At 59.5% G+C, this 19,630-nt stretch carries 18 protein-coding genes; 5 read left to right on the top strand and 13 right to left on the bottom strand.

Translation table 11 applies throughout. The features are described 5' to 3' along the window. Nucleotides 1-124: 124 nt before the first annotated feature. From LIY45_RS06015 to LIY45_RS05995, 5 genes are all read right to left on the bottom strand, one after another. Nucleotides 125-859 (bottom strand): amino acid ABC transporter ATP-binding protein, encoded by a 735-nt coding sequence (locus LIY45_RS06015; RefSeq protein WP_003231449.1) that lies wholly within the window; start codon nt 857-859, stop codon nt 125-127. Next, complete coding sequence (locus LIY45_RS06010) at nt 856-1,527, bottom strand: ABC transporter permease subunit (RefSeq protein WP_017480111.1); 672 nt, start codon at nt 1,525-1,527, stop codon at nt 856-858. The genes LIY45_RS06015 and LIY45_RS06010 overlap by 4 nt, the downstream gene beginning before the upstream one ends. Beyond that, nucleotides 1,527-2,273, bottom strand: a complete 747-nt coding sequence (locus LIY45_RS06005) for an amino acid ABC transporter permease (protein ID WP_017480112.1) — start codon at nt 2,271-2,273, stop codon at nt 1,527-1,529. Before LIY45_RS06005 ends, LIY45_RS06010 begins: the two co-directional genes overlap by 1 nt. Before the next feature lie 195 nt (nt 2,274-2,468). Continuing rightward, nucleotides 2,469-3,395, bottom strand: a complete 927-nt coding sequence (locus LIY45_RS06000) for a glutamate/aspartate ABC transporter substrate-binding protein (RefSeq protein WP_063027416.1) — start codon at nt 3,393-3,395, stop codon at nt 2,469-2,471. Nucleotides 3,396-3,731: 336 nt separating this feature from the next. Then, nucleotides 3,732-5,987 carry a TonB-dependent siderophore receptor gene (locus tag LIY45_RS05995; protein ID WP_226475659.1) on the bottom strand — a complete coding sequence of 752 codons (2,256 nt, stop codon included), beginning with the start codon at nt 5,985-5,987 and terminating at the stop codon, nt 3,732-3,734. Nucleotides 5,988-6,181: 194 nt separating this feature from the next. On the opposite strand from LIY45_RS05995, the gene LIY45_RS05990 reads away from it, so the two are divergent. Beyond that, complete coding sequence (locus LIY45_RS05990; RefSeq protein WP_226475658.1) at nt 6,182-6,904, top strand: tetratricopeptide repeat protein; 723 nt, start codon at nt 6,182-6,184, stop codon at nt 6,902-6,904. A gap of 48 nt (nt 6,905-6,952) precedes the next feature. Here the strand turns inward: LIY45_RS05990 and glpD are convergent, their stop codons facing one another. The 4 genes from glpD to LIY45_RS05970 all read right to left on the bottom strand — a co-directional run bounded on the left by glpD (nt 6,953) and on the right by LIY45_RS05970 (nt 11,956). Then, the gene (gene glpD / locus LIY45_RS05985; RefSeq protein WP_226475657.1) at nt 6,953-8,491 is read right to left on the bottom strand and encodes a glycerol-3-phosphate dehydrogenase; all 1,539 of its coding nucleotides are present in this window, start codon (nt 8,489-8,491) and stop codon (nt 6,953-6,955) included. 173 nt (nt 8,492-8,664) lie between these two features. Further along, on the bottom strand, nt 8,665-9,420 hold the full coding sequence (locus LIY45_RS05980; protein ID WP_003208723.1) for a DeoR/GlpR family transcriptional regulator: 756 nt from the start codon (nt 9,418-9,420) through the stop codon (nt 8,665-8,667). Between the two features lie 94 nt (nt 9,421-9,514). Further along, on the bottom strand, nt 9,515-11,020 hold the full coding sequence (gene glpK, locus LIY45_RS05975) for a glycerol kinase GlpK (RefSeq protein WP_226475656.1): 1,506 nt from the start codon (nt 11,018-11,020) through the stop codon (nt 9,515-9,517). A gap of 81 nt (nt 11,021-11,101) precedes the next feature. Next, nucleotides 11,102-11,956 (bottom strand): MIP/aquaporin family protein, encoded by an 855-nt coding sequence (locus LIY45_RS05970; protein WP_026078302.1) that lies wholly within the window; start codon nt 11,954-11,956, stop codon nt 11,102-11,104. A 359-nt stretch (nt 11,957-12,315) separates the two neighbouring features. Here LIY45_RS05970 and ybaK point away from each other — a divergent pair, with 359 nt between their 5' ends. Beyond that, nucleotides 12,316-12,786 carry a Cys-tRNA(Pro) deacylase gene (ybaK, locus tag LIY45_RS05965; protein WP_017480119.1) on the top strand — a complete coding sequence of 157 codons (471 nt, stop codon included), beginning with the start codon at nt 12,316-12,318 and terminating at the stop codon, nt 12,784-12,786. 10 nt (nt 12,787-12,796) lie between these two features. Here the strand turns inward: ybaK and LIY45_RS05960 are convergent, their stop codons facing one another. Both LIY45_RS05960 and argF read right to left on the bottom strand, forming a co-directional pair. Beyond that, nucleotides 12,797-13,906, bottom strand: a complete 1,110-nt coding sequence (locus LIY45_RS05960) for an ABC transporter ATP-binding protein (protein ID WP_226475655.1) — start codon at nt 13,904-13,906, stop codon at nt 12,797-12,799. Continuing rightward, nucleotides 13,903-14,823, bottom strand: coding sequence for an ornithine carbamoyltransferase (argF, locus tag LIY45_RS05955; protein WP_226475654.1), 921 nt, complete (start codon nt 14,821-14,823; stop codon nt 13,903-13,905). Before argF ends, LIY45_RS05960 begins: the two co-directional genes overlap by 4 nt. A 444-nt stretch (nt 14,824-15,267) precedes the next feature. Here argF and LIY45_RS05950 point away from each other — a divergent pair, with 444 nt between their 5' ends. Continuing rightward, the gene (locus LIY45_RS05950; protein ID WP_226475653.1) at nt 15,268-17,364 is read left to right on the top strand and encodes a molybdopterin oxidoreductase family protein; all 2,097 of its coding nucleotides are present in this window, start codon (nt 15,268-15,270) and stop codon (nt 17,362-17,364) included. Nucleotides 17,365-17,463: 99 nt separating this feature from the next. Beyond that, complete coding sequence (gene grxD, locus LIY45_RS05945) at nt 17,464-17,802, top strand: Grx4 family monothiol glutaredoxin (RefSeq protein ID WP_003208710.1); 339 nt, start codon at nt 17,464-17,466, stop codon at nt 17,800-17,802. A gap of 77 nt (nt 17,803-17,879) precedes the next feature. Here the strand turns inward: grxD and bfr are convergent, their stop codons facing one another. Together bfr and LIY45_RS05935 are read right to left on the bottom strand one after the other, a co-directional pair. Beyond that, nucleotides 17,880-18,350, bottom strand: a complete 471-nt coding sequence (gene bfr, locus LIY45_RS05940) for a bacterioferritin (protein WP_017480123.1) — start codon at nt 18,348-18,350, stop codon at nt 17,880-17,882. A gap of 200 nt (nt 18,351-18,550) precedes the next feature. Next, nucleotides 18,551-18,769, bottom strand: a complete 219-nt coding sequence (locus LIY45_RS05935) for a bacterioferritin-associated ferredoxin (RefSeq protein WP_003208706.1) — start codon at nt 18,767-18,769, stop codon at nt 18,551-18,553. 244 nt (nt 18,770-19,013) lie between these two features. Here LIY45_RS05935 and LIY45_RS05930 point away from each other — a divergent pair, with 244 nt between their 5' ends. Continuing rightward, nucleotides 19,014-19,616: a peroxiredoxin gene (locus LIY45_RS05930; protein ID WP_003172097.1), complete on the top strand. Its 603-nt coding sequence runs from the start codon at nt 19,014-19,016 to the stop codon at nt 19,614-19,616. The last annotated feature ends 14 nt before the right edge of the window (nt 19,617-19,630 follow it).

The following is a 19,630-nucleotide window of genomic DNA, read 5'->3' as shown; positions in this document are numbered from 1 at the left end:
TTGTCCGCGATGCAGGCGCCTCGATGTGTCAGTCACACCGAGGTGATGCAATCGCAGGCAAGCCAGCTCCCACACAAGCCTGCTCCCACATAAACCCGGTTTTCACTGGGGAGCAGTGGTGCTTTTAGTGCTGCAGGATTTTCTCAAGGAAGTGCTGCGCACGCTCGGAGCGGGCGCTGATGTCGCCGAAGAATTCCTCTTTCGGGCAGTCTTCGATGATCTTGCCGGCGTCCATGAAGATCACCCGGTCGGCTACCTTGCGGGCGAAACCCATTTCGTGGGTCACGCACATCATGGTCATGCCTTCCTGGGCCAACTGCACCATCACGTCGAGTACTTCGTTGACCATTTCCGGGTCGAGGGCCGAGGTGGGTTCGTCGAACAGCATGACGATCGGGTCCATCGCCAGCGCACGGGCAATCGCCACACGCTGCTGCTGGCCGCCGGAAAGCTGGCCCGGGTGCTTGTGGGCGTGAGCCGACAGGCCGACGCGCTCCAGCAGTTGCAGGCCCTTCTGGGTGGCTTCTTCCTTGCTGCGGCCCAGCACCTTGATCTGCGCGATGGTCAGGTTTTCGGTGATGGTCAGGTGCGGAAACAGCTCGAAGTGCTGGAACACCATGCCGACGCGCGAGCGCAGTTTCGGCAGGTTGGTCTTCGGGTCGGCGATGGAGGTGCCGTCGACGACCACGTCGCCTTTCTGGAACGGCTCCAGGGCGTTGACGCACTTGATCAGGGTGGATTTGCCCGAGCCGGACGGCCCGCACACCACGATCACTTCGCCTTTTTTAACCTCGGTGCTGCAATCGGTCAGCACCTGGAAGTCGCCATACCACTTGTTGATATTCTTGATAGAGATCATACGGCAAACCTTTTTTGCAGACGCTTGACCAGCAGCGAGGCGGAAAAGCTGATGATGAAGTAGACGACACCGGCGAAGATCAGGAACTCATTGGAGCGGCCGATGATGTCGCCGTTGGAGCGGGCGGAGTTGAGGAAATCCACCAGGCCCACGGTGTAGACCAGCGAGGTGTCCTGGAACAGGATGATCGACTGTTGCAGCAGCAACGGGGTCATCTTGCGGAACGCCTGGGGCAGGATGATCAGGCGCATGGTCTGGCCGTAGGTCATGCCCATGGCCTGCGCGGCGGCCATCTGGCCCTTGGGGATCGACTGCACGCCGGCCCGCACGATTTCGCAGAAGTACGCCGCCTCGAACATCATGAAGGCCACGACGCAGGAGGTGAACGCACCGATCGGCGTGTCTTCGCCGGTGATCCAGCGCAGCACGAACGGTACCGCCAGGTAGAACCAGGTGATCACCAACAGCAGCGGGATCGAGCGGAAGTAGTTCACATAGGCGCCGGCCAGGCGCGACAGCAGCTTGTTGGAAGACAAGCGCATCAGCGCGAGGATGGTGCCGATGATGATGCCGCCGACCACGCCCATGACCATCAACTGCAAGGTCATGACCATACCGTTCCACAGGCCCGGGATGGCGGGGATGATGCCACTGAAATCGAAGTCCATTATTTACCCCCCACGGAGATCAGGCCGGGCACGGCGACTTTCTTCTCGACCACGCGCATCAGCAGCATCAGGCTCATGTTCAGGGTGAAGTAGATCAGCGTGGCCAGGGTGAAGGCCTCAAACAGGTTGGCCGAGAACTCGGCGGTCTGTTTGGTTTGCGCCAGCAACTCCATCAGGCCGATCAAGGACGCCACGGAGGAGTTCTTGAAGACGTTGAGGAATTCCGAGGTAAGCGGCGGAATGATGATCCGGTAGGCCTGGGGCAGCAGCACGTTCCAGTAGATCTGCGGCAGCTTGAAGCCCATGGCGCGCGCGGCGGATTCCTGGCCCCGTGGCAACGCCTGGATGCCGGTGCGCACTTGCTCGCATACACGGGCGGCGGTGAACAGGCCCAGGCACACGACAACGCTCAGGTAGGCCGAGGTGGTCGGGTTGAGGTCTTGTTTGTACCAGTCTTGCAGGTTCTGCGGCAGCATGTCGGGTATCAGGAAATACCAGATGAACAGCTGAACCAGCAGCGGCACGTTACGAAACAGTTCCACGTAGCAGGTCGCGATGCCCGATACGATGCGGTTTGGCACGGTGCGCATGACGCCGAGTACGGAGCCCAGCAGCAAGGCGATAATCCATGCCACGACGGCGATGGCGATGGTCCAGCCCAATCCGGAGATGTACCAGTCGAGATAAGTCTCGCTGCCAACGCCGGTGGACTTGAAGAATACGCCCCAGTCCCAGTTGTAATTCATTAGGGTCTCCCCTCGAGATCGATCGATGTACAAGCACCCGCTTGGGGAAGATCCTTTCCCGCCCGACGGTGAACGCCAGGCACACGCGATCGGCTCGAAAACCGCCAGGTCGAGTGTTCCAAAATTAAAGCCAGCAGGTAGTAACAGACGCCTGAGGGAGGTTTGGCCCCCTCAGGACATAAGCTTAGTCAGGTATCAGATTTTTACGTCAGGCGCTGGCTTGTCGCTTGGGTTGGCGATCAGATCCTTCACCTTGTCGCTCATCGGGAAGTTGAGGTTCAGGCCTTTTGGTGGAATCGGGCTCTCGAACCACTTGCTGTAGATCTTGTTGATCTCGCCGGATTTGTACAGGCCGACGATGGCGTCATCCACGGCCTTCTTGAAGGCTGGGTCGTCTTTGCGAACCATGCACGCGTAGGCTTCGAAGGACTGTGGAGTACCGGTGATGACCCAGTCGTCCGGCTTCTTGGCCTTGGCTTCTTCACCGGCCAGCAGGGCGTCATCCATCATGAAGGCGACGGCGCGGCCGCTTTCCAGCATCTGGAAGGATTCACCGTGGTCCTTGGCGGAGATGACGTTCATGCCCATCTGCTTGTCGGCGTTCATCGCCTTGATGATGCGCTCGGACGTGGTGCCGGCGGTGGTCACGACGTTCTTGCCTTTCAGGTCAGCGAAATCGCTGTAGGACGGCTTGCCATCCTTGTCTTTCTTGACCAGCAGACGGGTACCGATTTCGAAGATATTGACGGTGAAGTCGACCTGCTGGGCGCGTTCGGCGTTGTTGGTGGTGGAGCCGCACTCGATATCCGCGGTGCCGTTCTGGATCAGCGGGATACGGGTTTGCGAGGTGACCAGGTTGTACTTGGTCTTCAGGTCGGGTTTGTTCAGGTCTTTTTTCAGGGCTTCAACGATAGCCAGCTGAATGTCGTGGGAGTAGCCCACGGGTTTGCCCGAACCATCCGCGATATAGGAAAACGGAATGGAGCTGTCGCGGTGAGCGAGAGTGATCGTGCCGGAGTCGTTGATTTTCTTCAGTGTGCCGGTGAGTTCGGCGGCGAAAACTGGAGTGCTGATCAGAGCAGCAGCGATAGCTGCGCCCAAGATATGGGGAACGATGCGCATCAATACTTCCTCGACATTTGTTTTTTTTATGAGACCGGTTGGTACGGCCACGTTTTTATATAAACAGTGCTGCGAATGCCCATGACGGCTCCTGAGGCGCCTCAGGCAATCGCCTACGAGTGTAGAGCATGAGTCGTGCCAGACCAGTAATAAAAGGTTAACTATATGATTTATATCGAGATTAACTTTTTGTGACGAGGTTTTTGCGCTGCTCTGGTCCGGCAAACCGAATCGGTCGGGGTACGGTGTTCGGAAAACCGAATGGCAGGTTGAGCCTGTATCGCCCATGAAAAAGCCCCGGGCGCGTGGCTCCCGGGGCTTTTTGGTGTGGCTCGGTCAGAACGTATAGTCCGCCGAGACAACCGCTGCGCGGCCATCGCCGGGCACCGCCCAACCGTTGTTACGGATGCGGGTCAGGTACTCCTTGTCGAACAGGTTGTTGATGTTCAACTGAAGGTTCAGCTGTTTGTTGACCTTGTAGCCGAGCATCGCACGTTGCACCGCATAGCCGGGCGAAGTCGGTGCCCCGGCGGCGCTGACCAGGTACTGCTTGGTTTGCGCCGTGATGCCGTAGCCCACCTGGAAGTCGTAAGGCAGGTCGTACACTGTCCAGAGGCTGGCCGCATGTTTGGGGGTGAAGGTCAGCGGCTCACCTTTCTGCACGTCGAGGCCGGTGGTCGCCAGGGTGTAATCGCTGGCGCTGCGCAGCACACGGGTGTTCAGGTAGGTGTAGTTGGCGAAGACCTTCCAGCGGTCAGTCAGCTGGCCGCTCAGGCCCAGGGCCACACCATCGGCACGTGCCTTGCCGTCGAGGGTTTGCGTGCCACTGAGGTTGCTCGGGTCGTTGTCGGCGACTTTGTAGTTTGTACGGTCATTGCGGAAGATCGCGCCCGTCAGCGACAGGGCATTGTCGAGCAGGTCCCATTTGGTGCCGATCTCATAGCTGACGGCGGTTTCCGGGTCGACGTCGCAGTTGTTGGTGGCGATGCTTGAGCTTTTGGCCGGGGTGTAGCAACCCCCGTTGACGCTGGCTTGGGACGGGGTCTTGCTGTTGCCGTAGGCAATATAGAAGCTGCCGTTTTCCACTGGTTTGTAGACCAGCGCCAGGCGGTAGGACGTCAGGTCATCGGCCTGGCCGTAGCGAGTGCCGGGCGTTTCCACGCCGGTGCTGGAGTAGGCGTTGGTCACCGAGCTGCCGGCGTTGTGCTCGTAACGCAGGCCGCCGTTGATTTCCCACTGCGGGTTGAGCTTGAGCGTGTCGAAGGCATAGGCGGCGCGGTTGTTCAGCGCGCCGTCAATGTGGGCGGCCCGGGTGAAGTTGACCGGGCCGGTCCATTCGGAGTTCGGATCGCTGTAGCTGACCGGTGGCGGGACGATCGTGCTGCCGTTGCTGTTGGTCAACCATTTCCCGGTATCCGCCTCGTATTCTTCGCGGCTGATAGCGATACCGGTCACCAGCGTGTGGTCGATAAATCCGGTGCTGAAGTGGCTGGTGACGTCGGTCTGGTTGGTGAACATTTTGTTCTGGGTGTTGCGCTCGTTGCCCAATGAGCCACCGCTTGGCTGGAAGTAGCCCGGTTGCAGGCCCGCGGTGCAAGGGGCGCCTGTGATCTGGGTGCCGCTGGCGAGGCAGCCGGTCAGTGCACCCTCGGGGCCCGAGGCACGCAGGTCCTGGCGAACCCGCTCGACGCGGGTGAAGTTGCGCACGGACACGGCATCGTTGAAGTCGTGTTCGAGCTTCAGGCTGAACGAGTCCGAGGTGATTTGTTGGTCATTGATGTTGTGGTAGCCGTAGTAGTCGCTCCAGCCCACCCCCGGCATGGGCTTGCCGTTGTAGATGGGGATGCCGTATTGCGGTGTGTTGTTGTCTTTCTGGTGCTCGAAACTGACGGTGACGCGAGTTGGCGTGCCCATGCCAAAGGCGATAGACGGCGCGATGCCCCAGCGTTCGTAATCTTCATAGTCGCGCCCCGGGACATCGTTGCCGTGGGCCATCAGGTTCAGGCGGAACGCCGTGGTGTCGTTGAGCGTCTGGTTGGTGTCCAGGGTGGTGCGTTTGTAGTGATCGGTGCCGATGCCTGCGCTGATGGTGGTCTTGTCGCGCAATTCCGGCTGCTTGCTCACCAGGTTGATGGTGCCACCGACCGCACCGGAACCGGAGTACACCGAGCTCGCCCCGCTGACGACTTCGACCTGTTCCAGGTTGAACGGGTCGGTGCGGCTGTATTGCGCGCTGTCACGCACGCCGTCCACGTAGATGTCGCCGCTGGCGGAGAAGCCGCGCAGGTTGATGCTGTCGCCATACCCGCTGCCGCCTTCACCGGCGCCGAACGTGATGCCTGGCACGGTGCTGAGCACGTCGCGCAGGGTCAGCAGGTTCTGGTCATGAATGACTTCCTTGGGCACCACCGTGATGGTCTGCGGCGTGTCGCGCAGGGCCTCGGTGTACTTGGGGGATGAAGGAGCCACAGGGTTGTAGACGCTCTGGCTCGGGGCCTGACCTTCGATGCTGGTCGCGCCGAGCTGAATGACACCTGTGTTGTCATCTGGTGCGGTCTCCGCCGCATAACTGAATCCTCCTTGCGCAGCCACTGCCAAACCCACTGCCGACGCGAGCCAATGCCGCGATGAAAGGGGGGCAGAACTGATCCCGGTAGCCATTGAGTAATCTCTTGTGGGTGTTAGTGAGATGCGATCGTAATTGATAAGAGATCTCAAATGTAATACTTTGTAACCAAATAAATCATGAAACTTTTTGCGGTCGTTGATCGCTACTCGGGGCAGTAATGCAGATTGCACAGCCAGGCAGCGAGCCGTCCGACCTCGGTGAAAATCCGCGCGCCTATGTGCGGTGGGTGATGCATGCCGCGCAACTGGGTGATGCCGATGCACAGGCGACCCTGGCCCAGTTGCTGCTTGACGGTCGTGGCGTGCAGAAGGATGAGGCGCTGGCGCTGAGCTGGTTTCGCATTGCCGCACGGCAGCGCCACCCCATGGCGATCAACATGATCGGGCGCTGCCTGGAGAATGGCTGGGGCTGCGAAATTGACGTGGTCGACGCCGCGCAGCATTACCGCAAGGCGGCCGATCTGGGGCTGGATTGGGGCTTGTATAACTATGGCCAGTTGCTGACCCGCGGTCGGGGTGTAGGGCAGGACCTTGTCGCGGCGTATGAGTTGTTCTGCCTGGCAGCGGCAAAGGGGCACGCCAAGTCGATGAACTTGCTGGGGCGGTTCCACCATGAAGGCGTCGTGGTGCCCAAGGATATTCAACTGGCCCGGCAGTGGTATCAGCGTTCCGCCGAGGCCGGGGATTTCCGTGGGCAATACAACCACGCCGCGGAGCTGGCGGAAGACGGCGAAGAGGAGCAGGCCTGCCTATGGCTGGAGCGGGCACTCGCGACGGCTACCCCGGGTTTTCTGCAGGCGGCCTATCCGGTGCTGGTGAGCTCTGTCTTCTCCGGTATTCGTGAAATGGGCCTGCGGTATCAGCGCCATCTCCAGGCATGAAAAAGCCCCTGGACCTTTCGGTGCAGGGGCTTTTTTACAGCGGGGCGATCAAGCGGCTTCGATTTTGCCGCGATTGTGCTCAACCTTGGACAGGTAGCGTTGTACGTTTTCCTGTTCTTCCGGCGTAGTGAACAGGCCCAGCTTGCTGCGGCGCCACAGGATGTCCTGGGGCTGCGTGGCCCATTCTTCAGCGCACAGGTAGTCGACTTCGCGGGTGTACAGGCCGCCACCGAGGTGGTCGCCCATGTCTGCCAGCGATTGCACGCCTTCCAGCAGACGCCAGGTGCGGCTGCCGTACGTGGTGGACCAACGGCGGGCAATCTCGCTTGGCACCCAGTCGTACTTGCTGCGAATCGCATCGGCCAGGGCTTCTGGCGTGCTCATGTTTTCGCCGCCGGGCAGGGTGGCCGTGGCTGTCCAGCTTGGACGCATCTGCGTGAAGTACGGTGCCAATTGCGCCATGGCCGATTCAGCCAGTTTGCGGTAGGTGGTCAGCTTGCCGCCGAACACCGAGAGCAACGGCGCCTCACCCGAGGTGCCGGACAGCGCCAGGGTGTAGTCGCGGGTCACGGCCGACGGGTTGTCGGATTCATCGTTGCACAGCGGGCGCACGCCGGAATAGGTGTGCACGATGTCATCGCGGCTCAGTTGCTTCTTGAAGTGCGCGTTGACCACGTTGAGCATGTAGTCGGTTTCACCTTCGGTAATCGCCACTTTCGCCGGGTCGCCGGTGTATTCGCGGTCGGTGGTGCCGATGATGGTCAGGTGATTCAGGTACGGAATGGTGAAGACAATGCGCTGGTCTTCGTTCTGCAGGATGTGCGCGTGGGCGCCTTCATACAGCTTCGGCACGATCAGGTGGCTGCCCTGGATCAGGCGGATGCCGTAAGGCGAATCCAGCTTCAAGTCATCCTTGATGAACTTGGCGACCCACGGGCCGGCTGCGTTCACCAGTGCTCGGGCGCGGATCGAGAACAGGCTGCCGTCGGCGCGTTCCATGTTCATTTCCCACAGGCCTTTGCTGCGTTGCGCGCTGACGCAACGGGTCTGAGTGTGGATATGTGCACCCTTTTCCCGCGCGGCCATGGCGTTGAGTACTACGAGGCGGGCGTCGTCGACCCAGCAATCGGAGTATTCGAAGCCCTTGGTGATTTCGCTTTTCAGCGGGCTGTCGGGACCGAACTTGAGGCTCTTGGAGCCTTCGAGTTTTTCCCGCTTGCCCAGGTGGTCATACAGGAACAGGCCGGCACGAATCATCCACGCCGGACGCAGGTGCGGGCGGTGTGGCAATACAAAGCGCATCTGCTTGACGATGTGCGGGGCCTTGGCCAACAGCACCTCACGTTCAGCCAGGGCTTCGCGCACCAGGCGGAATTCGTAATGTTCGAGGTAACGCAGGCCGCCGTGGATCAGCTTGCTGCTGGCGGAGGAGGTGTGGCTGGCCAAGTCGTCCTTTTCGCAAAGGAATACCGACAAACCGCGCCCGGCTGCGTCTGCTGCAATGCCGACGCCATTGATTCCGCCACCGATAACGGCGACGTCATAGACTTCGGCAAGCGGTGGGGCAGGCAAGGTAGAAGGGTTCATCGGCTGGCCTCGCAATCTTTTTCGTATTGGAATTCGAACATAAATGTTCATTTGCGAAAATGGTAGCGCATAAACGCAGGCACAGCCACCCCGCTTCGATTGAAAATACTGATCGAAGGGCGAAGAAAGGAAAATTTGTGAACATCAGGGGGCAGGACTCCCCCTGTATAGGCTTACACCACTTCCAGCCGAATCTTGTGCTGATTCAGCAACTGCACCAGTGCCGGGACTGGCTGCTGATCGGTGACTAAACAATCAATCAAGCTGATCGGTCCCAGGCGAATCATGGCGTTGCGCCCGAATTTGCTGGAGTCCGCCGCCAGAATCACCTTGCGCGCATTGGCAATAATCGCCTGGGAAACCCGTACTTCCTGATAATCGAAGTCCAGCAGGCTGCCGTCTTCATCGATACCGCTGATGCCCACCAAGGCAAAATCGACCTTGAACTGGTTGATAAAGTCGACGCTGGCCTGGCCTACCACGCCGCCGTCACGGCGCACGTTGCCGCCGGTCAGGAGTACGTCGAAGTCGTCTTTGGCACTCAGCATCATGGCGACGTTGAGGTTATTGGTGATGATTTTCAGGTGGCTGTGGTTAAGCAGCGCCCGGGCAATGGATTCGGTGGTGGTACCGATGTTGATAAACAGCGAGGCATGATCGGGGATTTGCGCGGCGATGGCTTCGCCGATGCGCTGTTTCTCGTCGCGCATCTGGTCGGCACGCATGGCGTACGCGGTGTTTTCAACGCTGGAATCATAGGCTGCGCCGCCGTGATAGCGGCGCAACAGATTGGCTTCCGCCAGTTGATTGATATCGCGGCGGATGGTTTGCGGGGTGACAACAAAGAGCTGCGCCATTTCCTCGATACTCACATAGCCGCGTTCGCGAACCAGTTCGAGGATTTGTTGCTGGCGGGGAGGCAGATTCATGGTGCGTCCTTTGGGCTGCCGTAAAAAGTGGCCCATGATGACGCAGGAATCTGCTCCCTGCCAGTTACAACCCTATGTGGGTCCAGCGCTTGGCTTATTCAGCGCCTTCGTGGGGTTCCCAGTCGCGGGTGCGGCTGACCGCTTTCTGCCAGCCAGCGTAGAGTTTTTCCTTCGTCGCTTCTTCCAGTTGCGGTTCGAATTGGCGCTCGATCACGGCCTTGCCACGCAATTCGTCCAGGCTGCCCCAGAAGCCGCACGCCAGGCCAGCCAGGTAGGCGGCGCCCAATGCGGTGGTTTCGCGCATTTGCGGGCGCTCAACCTGGGTGCCGAGGATGTCGGCCTGGAACTGCATCAGGAAGTTGTTGGCGACTGCGCCACCGTCTACCCGCAGGGATTTGAGGCGTTCGCCGGAATCCTGCTGCATTGCGTCGAGTACGTCGCGGGTCTGGTAGGCAATCGACTCCAGGGCGGCACGGATGATGTGATCCACATGTACGCCACGGGTCAGGCCGAACAGCGCGCCACGGGCATACGGGTCCCAGTAGGGCGCACCCAGGCCGGTGAAGGCTGGTACCAGGTACACGCCGTTGCTGTCCTTGACCTTGCCGGCGAAGTATTCGGTATCGGTAGCGTCGGCGATGATCTTCAGCTCGTCACGCAGCCACTGCACGGTGGACCCACCGTTGAATACGGCACCTTCCAGGGCGTAGGCCACTTCGCCACGGGGGCCGCAAGCGATGGTGGTGAGCATGCCGTGCTTGGACTTCACGGCCTTGTCGCCGGTGTTCATCAGCAGGAAGCAGCCGGTGCCGTAGGTGTTTTTCGCCTGGCCCGGTTCTACGCACATTTGGCCGAACAGCGCCGCCTGCTGGTCACCGGCAATACCGCCGATGGCGATACCGCTTTTGGTGCGACCGTAGATTTCCGAGGACGACTTCACTTCCGGCAGCATTTCCCGCGGCACGTCGAGAATCTCCAGCATCTTCGAATCCCACTCGAGGGTGTGGATGTTGAAGAGCATGGTGCGCGAGGCGTTGGTGTAGTCGGTGACGTGGGTTTTGCCGCCGGTAAATTTCCAGATCAGCCAGCTGTCGATGGTGCCGAACAGCAGTTCGCCGTTACGCGCACGTTCGCGGCTGCCTTCGACGTTGTCGAGGATCCACTTGAGCTTGGTGCCGGAGAAGTACGGGTCGGTGACCAGGCCAGTGGTGTCATTGATGTATTGCTCGTGGCCGTCGCGCTTGAGCTGCTGGCAGATCTCGGTGCTGCGGCGGCATTGCCAGACGATCGCGTTGTAGATCGGGCGGCCGGTGACTTTGTCCCAGACCACAGTGGTTTCACGCTGGTTGGTGATACCGATGGCCGCGACCTGGTCATGGTGCAGGCCGGCTTGTGCCAGGGCCTCGACCATCACCGCGCTCTGGGTGGCGAAAATCTCCATCGGGTCATGCTCAACCCAACCGGCTTGCGGGTAATGCTGGGTGAATTCACGCTGGGCGGTGCAGACCACGTTGGCGTCACGATCAAAGATGATCGCCCGGGAACTGGTGGTGCCCTGATCGAGGGCAATGATGTAGTTCTTATTCTGAATGTCGGTCATGTCGATTGCCTTGGACGGAGAATAGGGGAGTCAAGTAAACAGCCTGGACCGCAAAAGGGCAGTGCGGCCCAGGCTATCGCATCAGGAAGTACGGGTTTTGCCGCTGGCGGCCGCTTCGGTTGCATCAGTTGTAGCAGGTGCTGCGGTGGGCAGATGACGGGCAATCAGCCCGCGATACGCGGCAGCACCGAGGCAGGCACCGACAATCGGTGCAAAAATCGGAATCAGGAAGTAAGGAATGTCGCGCCCGCCGGTGAAGGCCATTTCACCCCAACCGGCGAAAAAGGTCATCAGCTTGGGACCGAAGTCACGGGCCGGGTTCATCGCAAAGCCGGTCAGCGGGCCCATGGCGCTGCCGATCACGGCGATCAGCAAACCAATCAGCAGCGGCGCCAATGGGCCACGGGGCAGGCCGTTGTTGTCATCGGTCAGTGCCATGATCACGCCCATCAGGATCGCGGTGATGACCACTTCCACCAGGAACGCCTGGGCTGTGCCCAGCAGCGGATGTGGGTAGGTGGAGAACACTGACGCCAATTCCAGGCTGGCCTGGGTGCCACGAATCATGTGGTGGGTTTGTTCGTAATCGAAAAACAGGTTGCTGTAGAGCGTGTAAACCAACGCTGCCGAGCAGAAGGCGCCGGCGACCTGGGCGATGATGTAGAACGGGAGTTTGCGCTTTTCGAAATCGGCAAAAATGCACAGGGCGATACTGACGGCTGGATTGAGGTGCGCTCCGGAAATACCGGCGCTCAGGTAGATCGCCATGCTGACGCCGATCCCCCAGATGATACTGATTTCCCACAAGCCAAAGCTGGCGCCCGCGACCTTGAGGGCAGCAACACATCCGGTACCGAAGAAGATCAACAACGCAGTGCCCAGGAATTCGGCCATGCATTGACTTGAGAGTGAAGGCTGTTGAAGAGCAGTTGTCATGGAAAACCTCTGTTTTTGTTGTTGTCTGGCGTTTTGCCGCAACGGCAAGCTGCGATTTTCACCGTGGCGAGGATCCCCATCCTCTTCGCGGCTTACTGCTGCGAATCCGTAGCGCTATTCCTACAGTATTCGTAAACGAAAAAATATAGACAAGAATGACGGCTGTCAAAGGTCGAAAGTGAACGATCGGTCATTTTGTAATTATTGGTGTGGTGAATGATCGCGCCGTGGGCGCGAGGAGTTGCAGGAAAGGAGCGCGCGGGCTCGTGGCAAAGGGCTTCGGACTAGAGCCTTTTACCTTCTGTTGGCCTAGAATTGGCCGTCTGTTTTTTCACCGTTTTGCCAAGCCTGGAGCCCTCATGACGCCCGCATTGGACCTGTTGAAAAAAGTTCGTGCCGAACATCGAATCCACAGTTACGAACATGACCCCAAGGCAGCCTCTTATGGTCTGGAGGCCGCGGAAAAGTTGGGGCTTGATCCCGCGCAGGTGTTCAAGACCTTGCTGGCCAGCAGTGAAAAAGCTGAACTGCTGGTGGCCGTTGTGCCGGTCGTCGGAAGTTTGGATTTAAAGGCGTTGGCACACGCGGCGGGGGTGAAAAAGGTCGAGATGGCGGACCCGGCTGCGGCGCAGCGGGCCACCGGTTACTTGCTGGGCGGCATCAGCCCGCTGGGGCAGAAGAAACGCCTGCGCACCTTTGTCGATGTGACGGCGCAGTCGTTTCCGACAATTTTTATCAGTGCGGGAAGAAGGGGGCTTGAGGTGGAGTTGGCAGCAGCGGTGCTGGCCGAGCACACCCAGGCCAAGTTCGCGGAAATTGGCCGGGTGTGATGTGCTGAGGTCAGGTGGCGGTGCTGTAGCGGCGAACGCCTGATTCGACGTGGGGAATGTGCGCCGCTGTGCTGCCCGAGGCCTGGAACAACACCAGGTGTTCGGCTGCCACGCGAATGCCCACATCGGCACCGACCAAGTGATCGGCGTGGCTGGGGAAGATCGATTCCAGCTGCGCACCTGTAGGCAGTTGCAAGCGATACAGGGTCGATGCCCCGAGGAACGTCTTGCCGACAATCCGCGCTTTCAAGGCGCTGTCCGGCGCATAAACGATGTCGTCCGGGCGCAACAACACATCCACCGCGCCGCCGGTGGGCCAGCTGTAGGCACGATTGCCGCGCAACTCGCCCAGTTCGGTGGTGACCGATTCCGGCGTGTTCAACTGCCCGCGAATGAAGTAACCCTGGCCAATAAAGCTGGCGACAAAGGGGGTCAGTGGCTCGTGGTACAGGTTGTAGGGCGTATCCCACTGCTCCAGGCGACCCTCCTTGAACACGCCGACATGGTCACTCACCGCGAAGGCTTCTTCCTGGTCATGGGTCACCAGAATTACACTGGTGCCCCGGGCCTTGAGGATGTCGCGCACTTCATGGCTGAGCTTGCGCCGCAGTTCGCCGTCGAGGTTGGAGAAGGGTTCGTCCAGCAGCAACAGTTGTGGTTCCGGCGCCAAGGCGCGGGCCAGGGCGACGCGCTGTTGCTGGCCGCCGGAAAGCTCATGGGGGAAGCGCTTGCCCAGGTTCTTCAGGTTCACCAGCTCCAGCAATTCGGCGACCACCCGCTCTTTTTGCGGGTGCTTGCGAATACCGAAGGCGATGTTGTCGGCCACGCTGAGGTGTGGAAACAGCGCGTAGTCCTGGAACACCATGCCGATCCGACGTTTCTCCGGGGCCAGTGTGAAACCAGCGCTGGAGATGACTTCGCCCGCCAGGCTGATCTCGCCTTCGTGCACCGGCTCAAAGCCGGCAATCGCTCGCAGGGTGGTGGTCTTGCCGCAGCCCGAGGAGCCCAGCAAGCAACCGATGTCACCGGCGTTGAGGTGCAGGTTAAGGTTCTGCACCACCCGTTGGTCCTGATAACCGCATGCCAGATTGCGTAGGTTCAGCAGTAAAGGCTGGCTCATGCAGGGCGGTACGCCGGCGCAACTAAAAACTCCAGCAGGGCTTTTTGCGCGTGCAGGCGGTTTTCTGCCTGGGCCCAGGCCACCGAACGTGGGTCGTCCAGCAGGTCGAGGCTGATTTCTTCGCCACGGTGGGCTGGTAGGCAGTGCATGAACAGCACGTCCGGCGCGGCCAGGTCGAGCAGTGCGCGGTTGACCTGGAACGGTGCGAACAGCTTGAGGCGCTTGGCGGTTTCTTCTTCCTGGCCCATGGAGGTCCAGACGTCGGTGCTCACCAGGTGCGCGCCGATGACGGCCTCACGCGGGTCGCGGACGATGGTCACGCGGTCGCCGGCCTGGGCCAGGAATTTTGCGTCCGGCTCATAGCCTTCGGGGCAGGCAACGCGCAATTGGAAGTCGAACTGGATCGCCGCCTCTATATAGCTGTTGCACATGTTGTTGCCATCACCGATCCAGGCCACGGTCTTGCCCTGGATCGAGCCGCGCTGTTCGAGGAAGGTTTGCATGTCGGCCAGCAACTGGCACGGGTGCAGGTCATCGGACAGGCCGTTGATCACGGGCACTCGGGAGTTGGCGGCAAATTCGGTCAGGGTGCTGTGGGCGAAGGTACGGATCATCACCGCATCCAGCATGCTCGACATCACGATCGCGCAGTCGCTGATCGGCTCGCCACGGCCCAGTTGAGTATCGCGAGGTGACAGGAAGATAGCCTGGCCGCCGAGCTGAATCATGCCGGCCTCGAAAGACACACGGGTGCGGGTGGACGACTTCTCGAAAATCATCCCGAGCACGCGGTTTTTCAAAGGCTCGAACAGTACGCCGCGGTTACGCAGGTCTTTAAGCTCAATGCCTCGACGGAGCACGCTGACCAGCTCTTCGGGCGTGCAATCCATCAGGGAGAGAAAGTGCCTTGCGCTCATCATTAACTACCTTTTTGCAACAGACCGCAGATACTCAAAGCCTTGTTTATTTTGAAAACGGGCGAGACCTGCGGCGAAAGCCGCACGGGGCGACGAAATAGGGGAAGGCGCGATCTTATAATTAAATGTCGCGTCTTACCAATAGGGCTACAGTTTTTAGGGGAGTTCAAGGACGCGGGGAGGGCGCTTTTGAAGCCTGTTTCCTGACAGCAGCGGGTCATTTGTACACTGGCGCTGCGCCACATTGCAATGCGAGAAGGCGGGCGCAGGCCGGGGCGCGTCGGTTTCAGAGGGCTGCCGGAGGGCGCTGAAACATTTCATGATGTTTCCTCATGACCCGGCCTGATGCCGTTGGATTCACACGACGAACGTTGCTGGCGCTGCTGCCGGCGGCGGGCCATAGTTTTCGTCCGAAGCGCTCAGCCCACAATAAAGAGACTGGCCATGACCAAGACTCTCCACCACCGTGCCTGCCATCTGTGCGAAGCCATCTGCGGCCTGACACTGGAAACCACCCAGGGTGAAGACGGGAGCCTGGCGATCACCTCGATCAAGGGCGACCCGCTGGACACGTTCAGCCGTGGCCATATCTGCCCCAAGGCCGTGGCCCTGCAGGACATCCAGAACGACCCGGACCGCCTGCACCAGCCCATGTTGCGGGTGGGCAGTGAATGGCAGCCAATCCCGTGGGAAGACGCCTTTACGCTTGTAGGCGAGCGCCTGGCGGGCATCCAGGCACGCCACGGGCAGAATGCGGTGGCGGTGTACCAGGGCAATCCGAGCGTGCACAACTATGGCCTGATGACCCACAGCAATTACTTCCTGGGCCAGCTCAAGACCCGCAACCGCTTTTCCGCCACGTCGGTGGATCAGTTGCCCCACCACCTGACCAGTCACCTGATGTATGGGCACGGCCTGTTGCTGCCGATCCCGGACATCGACCATACCGACTTCATGCTGATCCTCGGCGGCAACCCGCTGGCGTCCAACGGCAGCATCATGACCGTGCCGGATGTGGAAAAGCGCCTGAAGGCTATCCAGGCGCGCGGTGGCAAAGTCGTGGTGGTGGATCCGCGGCGCAGCGAGACGGCGGCGATTGCCGACCAACATCTGTTTGTGCGCCCGGGCGGCGATGCGGCGTTGTTGTTCGGTTTGCTTAATACGCTGTTTGCCGAGAACCTGACCCGTGACAGTCATCTGCCGGTCGATGGCCTGGATGAAGTGCGCCAGGCCGTGGCGGGGTTCACCGCCGAAGCGATGAGTCGTCAATGCGCGGTGCCCGCCGAGCAGATCCGCCAGTTGGCGCGGGACTTCGCGGCGGCCGACACAGCGGTATGTTATGGCCGCATGGGCGTGTCGACCCAGGCGTTTGGCACGCTGTGCCATTGGCTGGTGCAGTTGATCAACCTGGTGACGGGCAATCTGGATCGGAAGGGCGGTGCCTTGTGCACCACGCCGGCAGTCGACCTGGTGGCTTCCACCTCCGGCGGGCACTTCAATCGCTGGCAGAGCCGGGTTTCCGGGCGACCGGAGTACGGTGGCGAGCTGCCGGTGTCGGCACTGGCCGAAGAAATGCTCACCGAGGGCGAAGGACAAATCCGTGCGCTGGTGACGGTGGCAGGGAATCCGGTGCTCTCCACGCCTAACGGCCGGCAGTTGGAACAGGCGCTGGATGGCCTGGAGTTCATGGTCAGCATCGACCTGTATATCAACGAAACCACGCGCTATGCCGATCTGATCCTGCCGTCTACCTCGGCACTGGAAAACGATCACTACGACACCACCTTCAATATGTTCGCGGTGCGCAACGTCACCCGCTTCAATCGCGCCATCCTGCCAAAGCCTGACGGCGCGTTGCATGACTGGGAAATCTTCGTCGGCCTGGCCCAGGCGTTTGCCGCGAAGACGGGTAATGCACTCAAACCGACCATGCCGCCGGCGCAGATGATCGATTTCGGGCTGCGCGCCGGACCTTATGGCGATACCTTGTCCATTGCCGCGCTGGCTGATTATCCCCACGGTCTAGACCTTGGGCCGCTGAAGCCCAACCTGGCGGGCCGCATGAAAACCGCCAACGGCCATTTGCAGGCTGCGCCGCCGGTGATCCTCGCAGACTTGGCGCGCTTTGCCGCGCAACCAGTGCCTGGGCTGAATGAGTTGTTGCTGATCGGGCGTCGCCATGTGCGCAGCAACAACTCGTGGATGCATAACTACCATCGGTTGGTGAAGGGCAAGCCCCGTCATCAGTTGCTGATGCATCCCGATGACCTGGCCCATCGCAAGTTGAGTGACGGGCAACGGGTGCGGGTCAGTTCTCGGATCGGCATGATCGAAGTCGAGGTCTTGGCCAGTCTCGACATGATGCCCGGCGTGGTCAGCCTGCCCCACGGCTGGGGGCACGGTCGCCCGGGCGTACAGATGACCATCGCCAGCGGGCAGCCGGGAGCGAGTGCGAATGACCTGACGGATGAGCGGCAATTGGATGAGCTGTCGGGCAATGCGGCGTTGAACGGCGTGCCGGTGCAGGTCGAGGCGGCGTAAGGATTGTCTGTCGGGGAGTCCGAGCGTCACGCTAGGCTTTGCGTTACAATGCGCCACCGTGCCGACCCATGAGTCGGAAAGTTCCAGCCGAGGTGTTCCATGGATATCATCGAAACGATCAAAGAGCAGATTGCCAACAACACTATTCTGCTTTACATGAAGGGCGCACCTAACGCGCCTCAGTGTGGCTTCTCCGCAAAGGCTTCCCAGGCAATCATGCAATGTGGCGAGAAGTTCGCCTACGTGGATATCCTGCAGAACCCGGAAATCCGCGCCAACCTGCCGAAGTATGCCAACTGGCCAACTTTCCCACAGCTGTGGGTTGCCGGTGAGCTGGTCGGCGGTAGCGACATCATTACCGAAATGGCGGCTGATGGTTCGTTGCAGGCACTGATCAAAGACGCAGCGGCCAAAGCTGCGGCGAAAACCGAAGCCTGACTTTTTCCAGGCTGCGGCAATAAAAAGCCCCGCTTCTCGAAAGAGAGCGGGGCTTTTTAGTGGCCGGGAATTAAGGGTTATTCACCCATCTGCGATTGCAGGTAATTCTCGATAGTCACTTTGTCGATCAGGCCGATCTGGGTTTCCAGCCAGTCGATGTGTTCTTCCTGGTCTTCAAGGATATCTTCCAGCAACTCGCGGCTGCCGAAATCACTCTTGATTTCGCAATGAGCAATGGCGGCCTTGAGGTCGGTGTGGCTCTTGCGTTCGAAGTTCAGGTCACAGTTGATCATTTCCTGGGTGTGCTCGCCGATGTTCAGCTTGCCCAGGTCCTGCACGTTCGGCAGGCCTTCCAGGAACAGGATGCGCTTGATCAGCGCATCGGCGTCCTTCATGGCCTTGATGGATTCTTTGTATTCACGCTTGCCCAGCTTTTCCAGGCCCCAATCGTCATACATGCGTGCATGCAGGAAGTACTGATTGATCGCGACCAGTTCATTGGCAAGGATTTTGTTGAGTTGCTGGATGACTGTAATGTCGCCTTTCATGATTGGGGTCCTGCCCTGTATTAGCTGTATATAAGGCGGAGTTTGAGCTGCGCATTTACTACTGTCAAACCTAAGTTATTGAATAATAAATGAAAATTAATCGGAATAAGAATGTTTGTGTTCCGCGTCTTGGCGCTAACTGTTTGAATTCCGGGCATAAAAAAACCGGACACTAAGTCCGGTTCTTTAAAACACACCCTTCAGGCGTGTGTAAATTCTGCTGAGTAGGGGATCGCCGCCTGGGCAGTTTGCAGCTGCGTCAGGGTTTCCCGTACCACTTGCTTGGCGAGGCAGGCGCATTTGCCGCATTGGCTGGCGACGCCGGTGGTTTCACGTACTTCCTTGTAGCTGCAGCAACCTTCATAGATTGCTTCGCGGATTTGTCCGTCGGTGACGCCAGTGCAGAGGCAGACATACATAAGGGAGAACCATCGCGGTTTAAGGCTTAAGTGCGACGGATCTTAATGTTAACGAGAATGATTGTCAAAGTAGTTTCTTGCTTGTTTGAAACAGATTGATCACCCACTGACGAACGGTTTTTTCCTGAGCCGTGTATGATGGCCGGTCTTCACGAAGCGTGATCCCGTCACAGGGCTGTCGTTTACCCACGGCACACTGGAAGGGATCCTTTTACTTCAAGTCACCACCATCAGGAGATACCCTATGAGCGTACTCGTCGGCAAACAAGCCCCGGATTTCGACGTACCAGCCGTCCTCGGCAATGGCGAAATCGTAGACAGCTTCAAACTGTCTGAAGCCATCAAAGGCAAATACGGCCTGGTGTTCTTCTACCCGCTGGACTTCACCTTCGTCTGCCCTTCGGAGCTGATCGCCCTGGATCACCGCATGGACGATTTCAAGGCCCGTAACGTTGAAGTGGTAGCCGTTTCCATCGACTCCCATTTCACCCACAACGCCTGGCGCAACACCGCCATCAATGATGGCGGCATCGGCAAAGTCAAATACACCATGGCTGCCGACATGAAGCACGACATCGCCAAGGCCTACGACGTTGAGTCCGAAGGCGGCGTGGCGTTCCGTGGCGCGTTCCTGATCGACGACAAGGGCGTTGTGCGCTCGCAGATCATCAACGACCTGCCGCTGGGCCGTAACATGGAAGAGCTGATCCGTCTGGTCGACGCTCTGCAATTCCACGAAGAGCACGGCGAAGTGTGCCCTGCTAACTGGAAAAAAGGCGACAAAGGCATGAACGCTTCGCCAGAAGGCGTTGCGGCTTACCTGACCGAGAACGCTGGCAAGCTGTAAGCCAGATTCGCGGC

Source organism: Pseudomonas sp. MWU16-30323 (genome assembly GCF_020515595.1).
GTDB lineage: Bacteria > Pseudomonadota > Gammaproteobacteria > Pseudomonadales > Pseudomonadaceae > Aquipseudomonas > Aquipseudomonas yamanorum.
The sequence above is the reverse complement of the archived record's forward strand: the minus strand, read 5'-3'. Positions and strand labels throughout refer to the sequence as shown.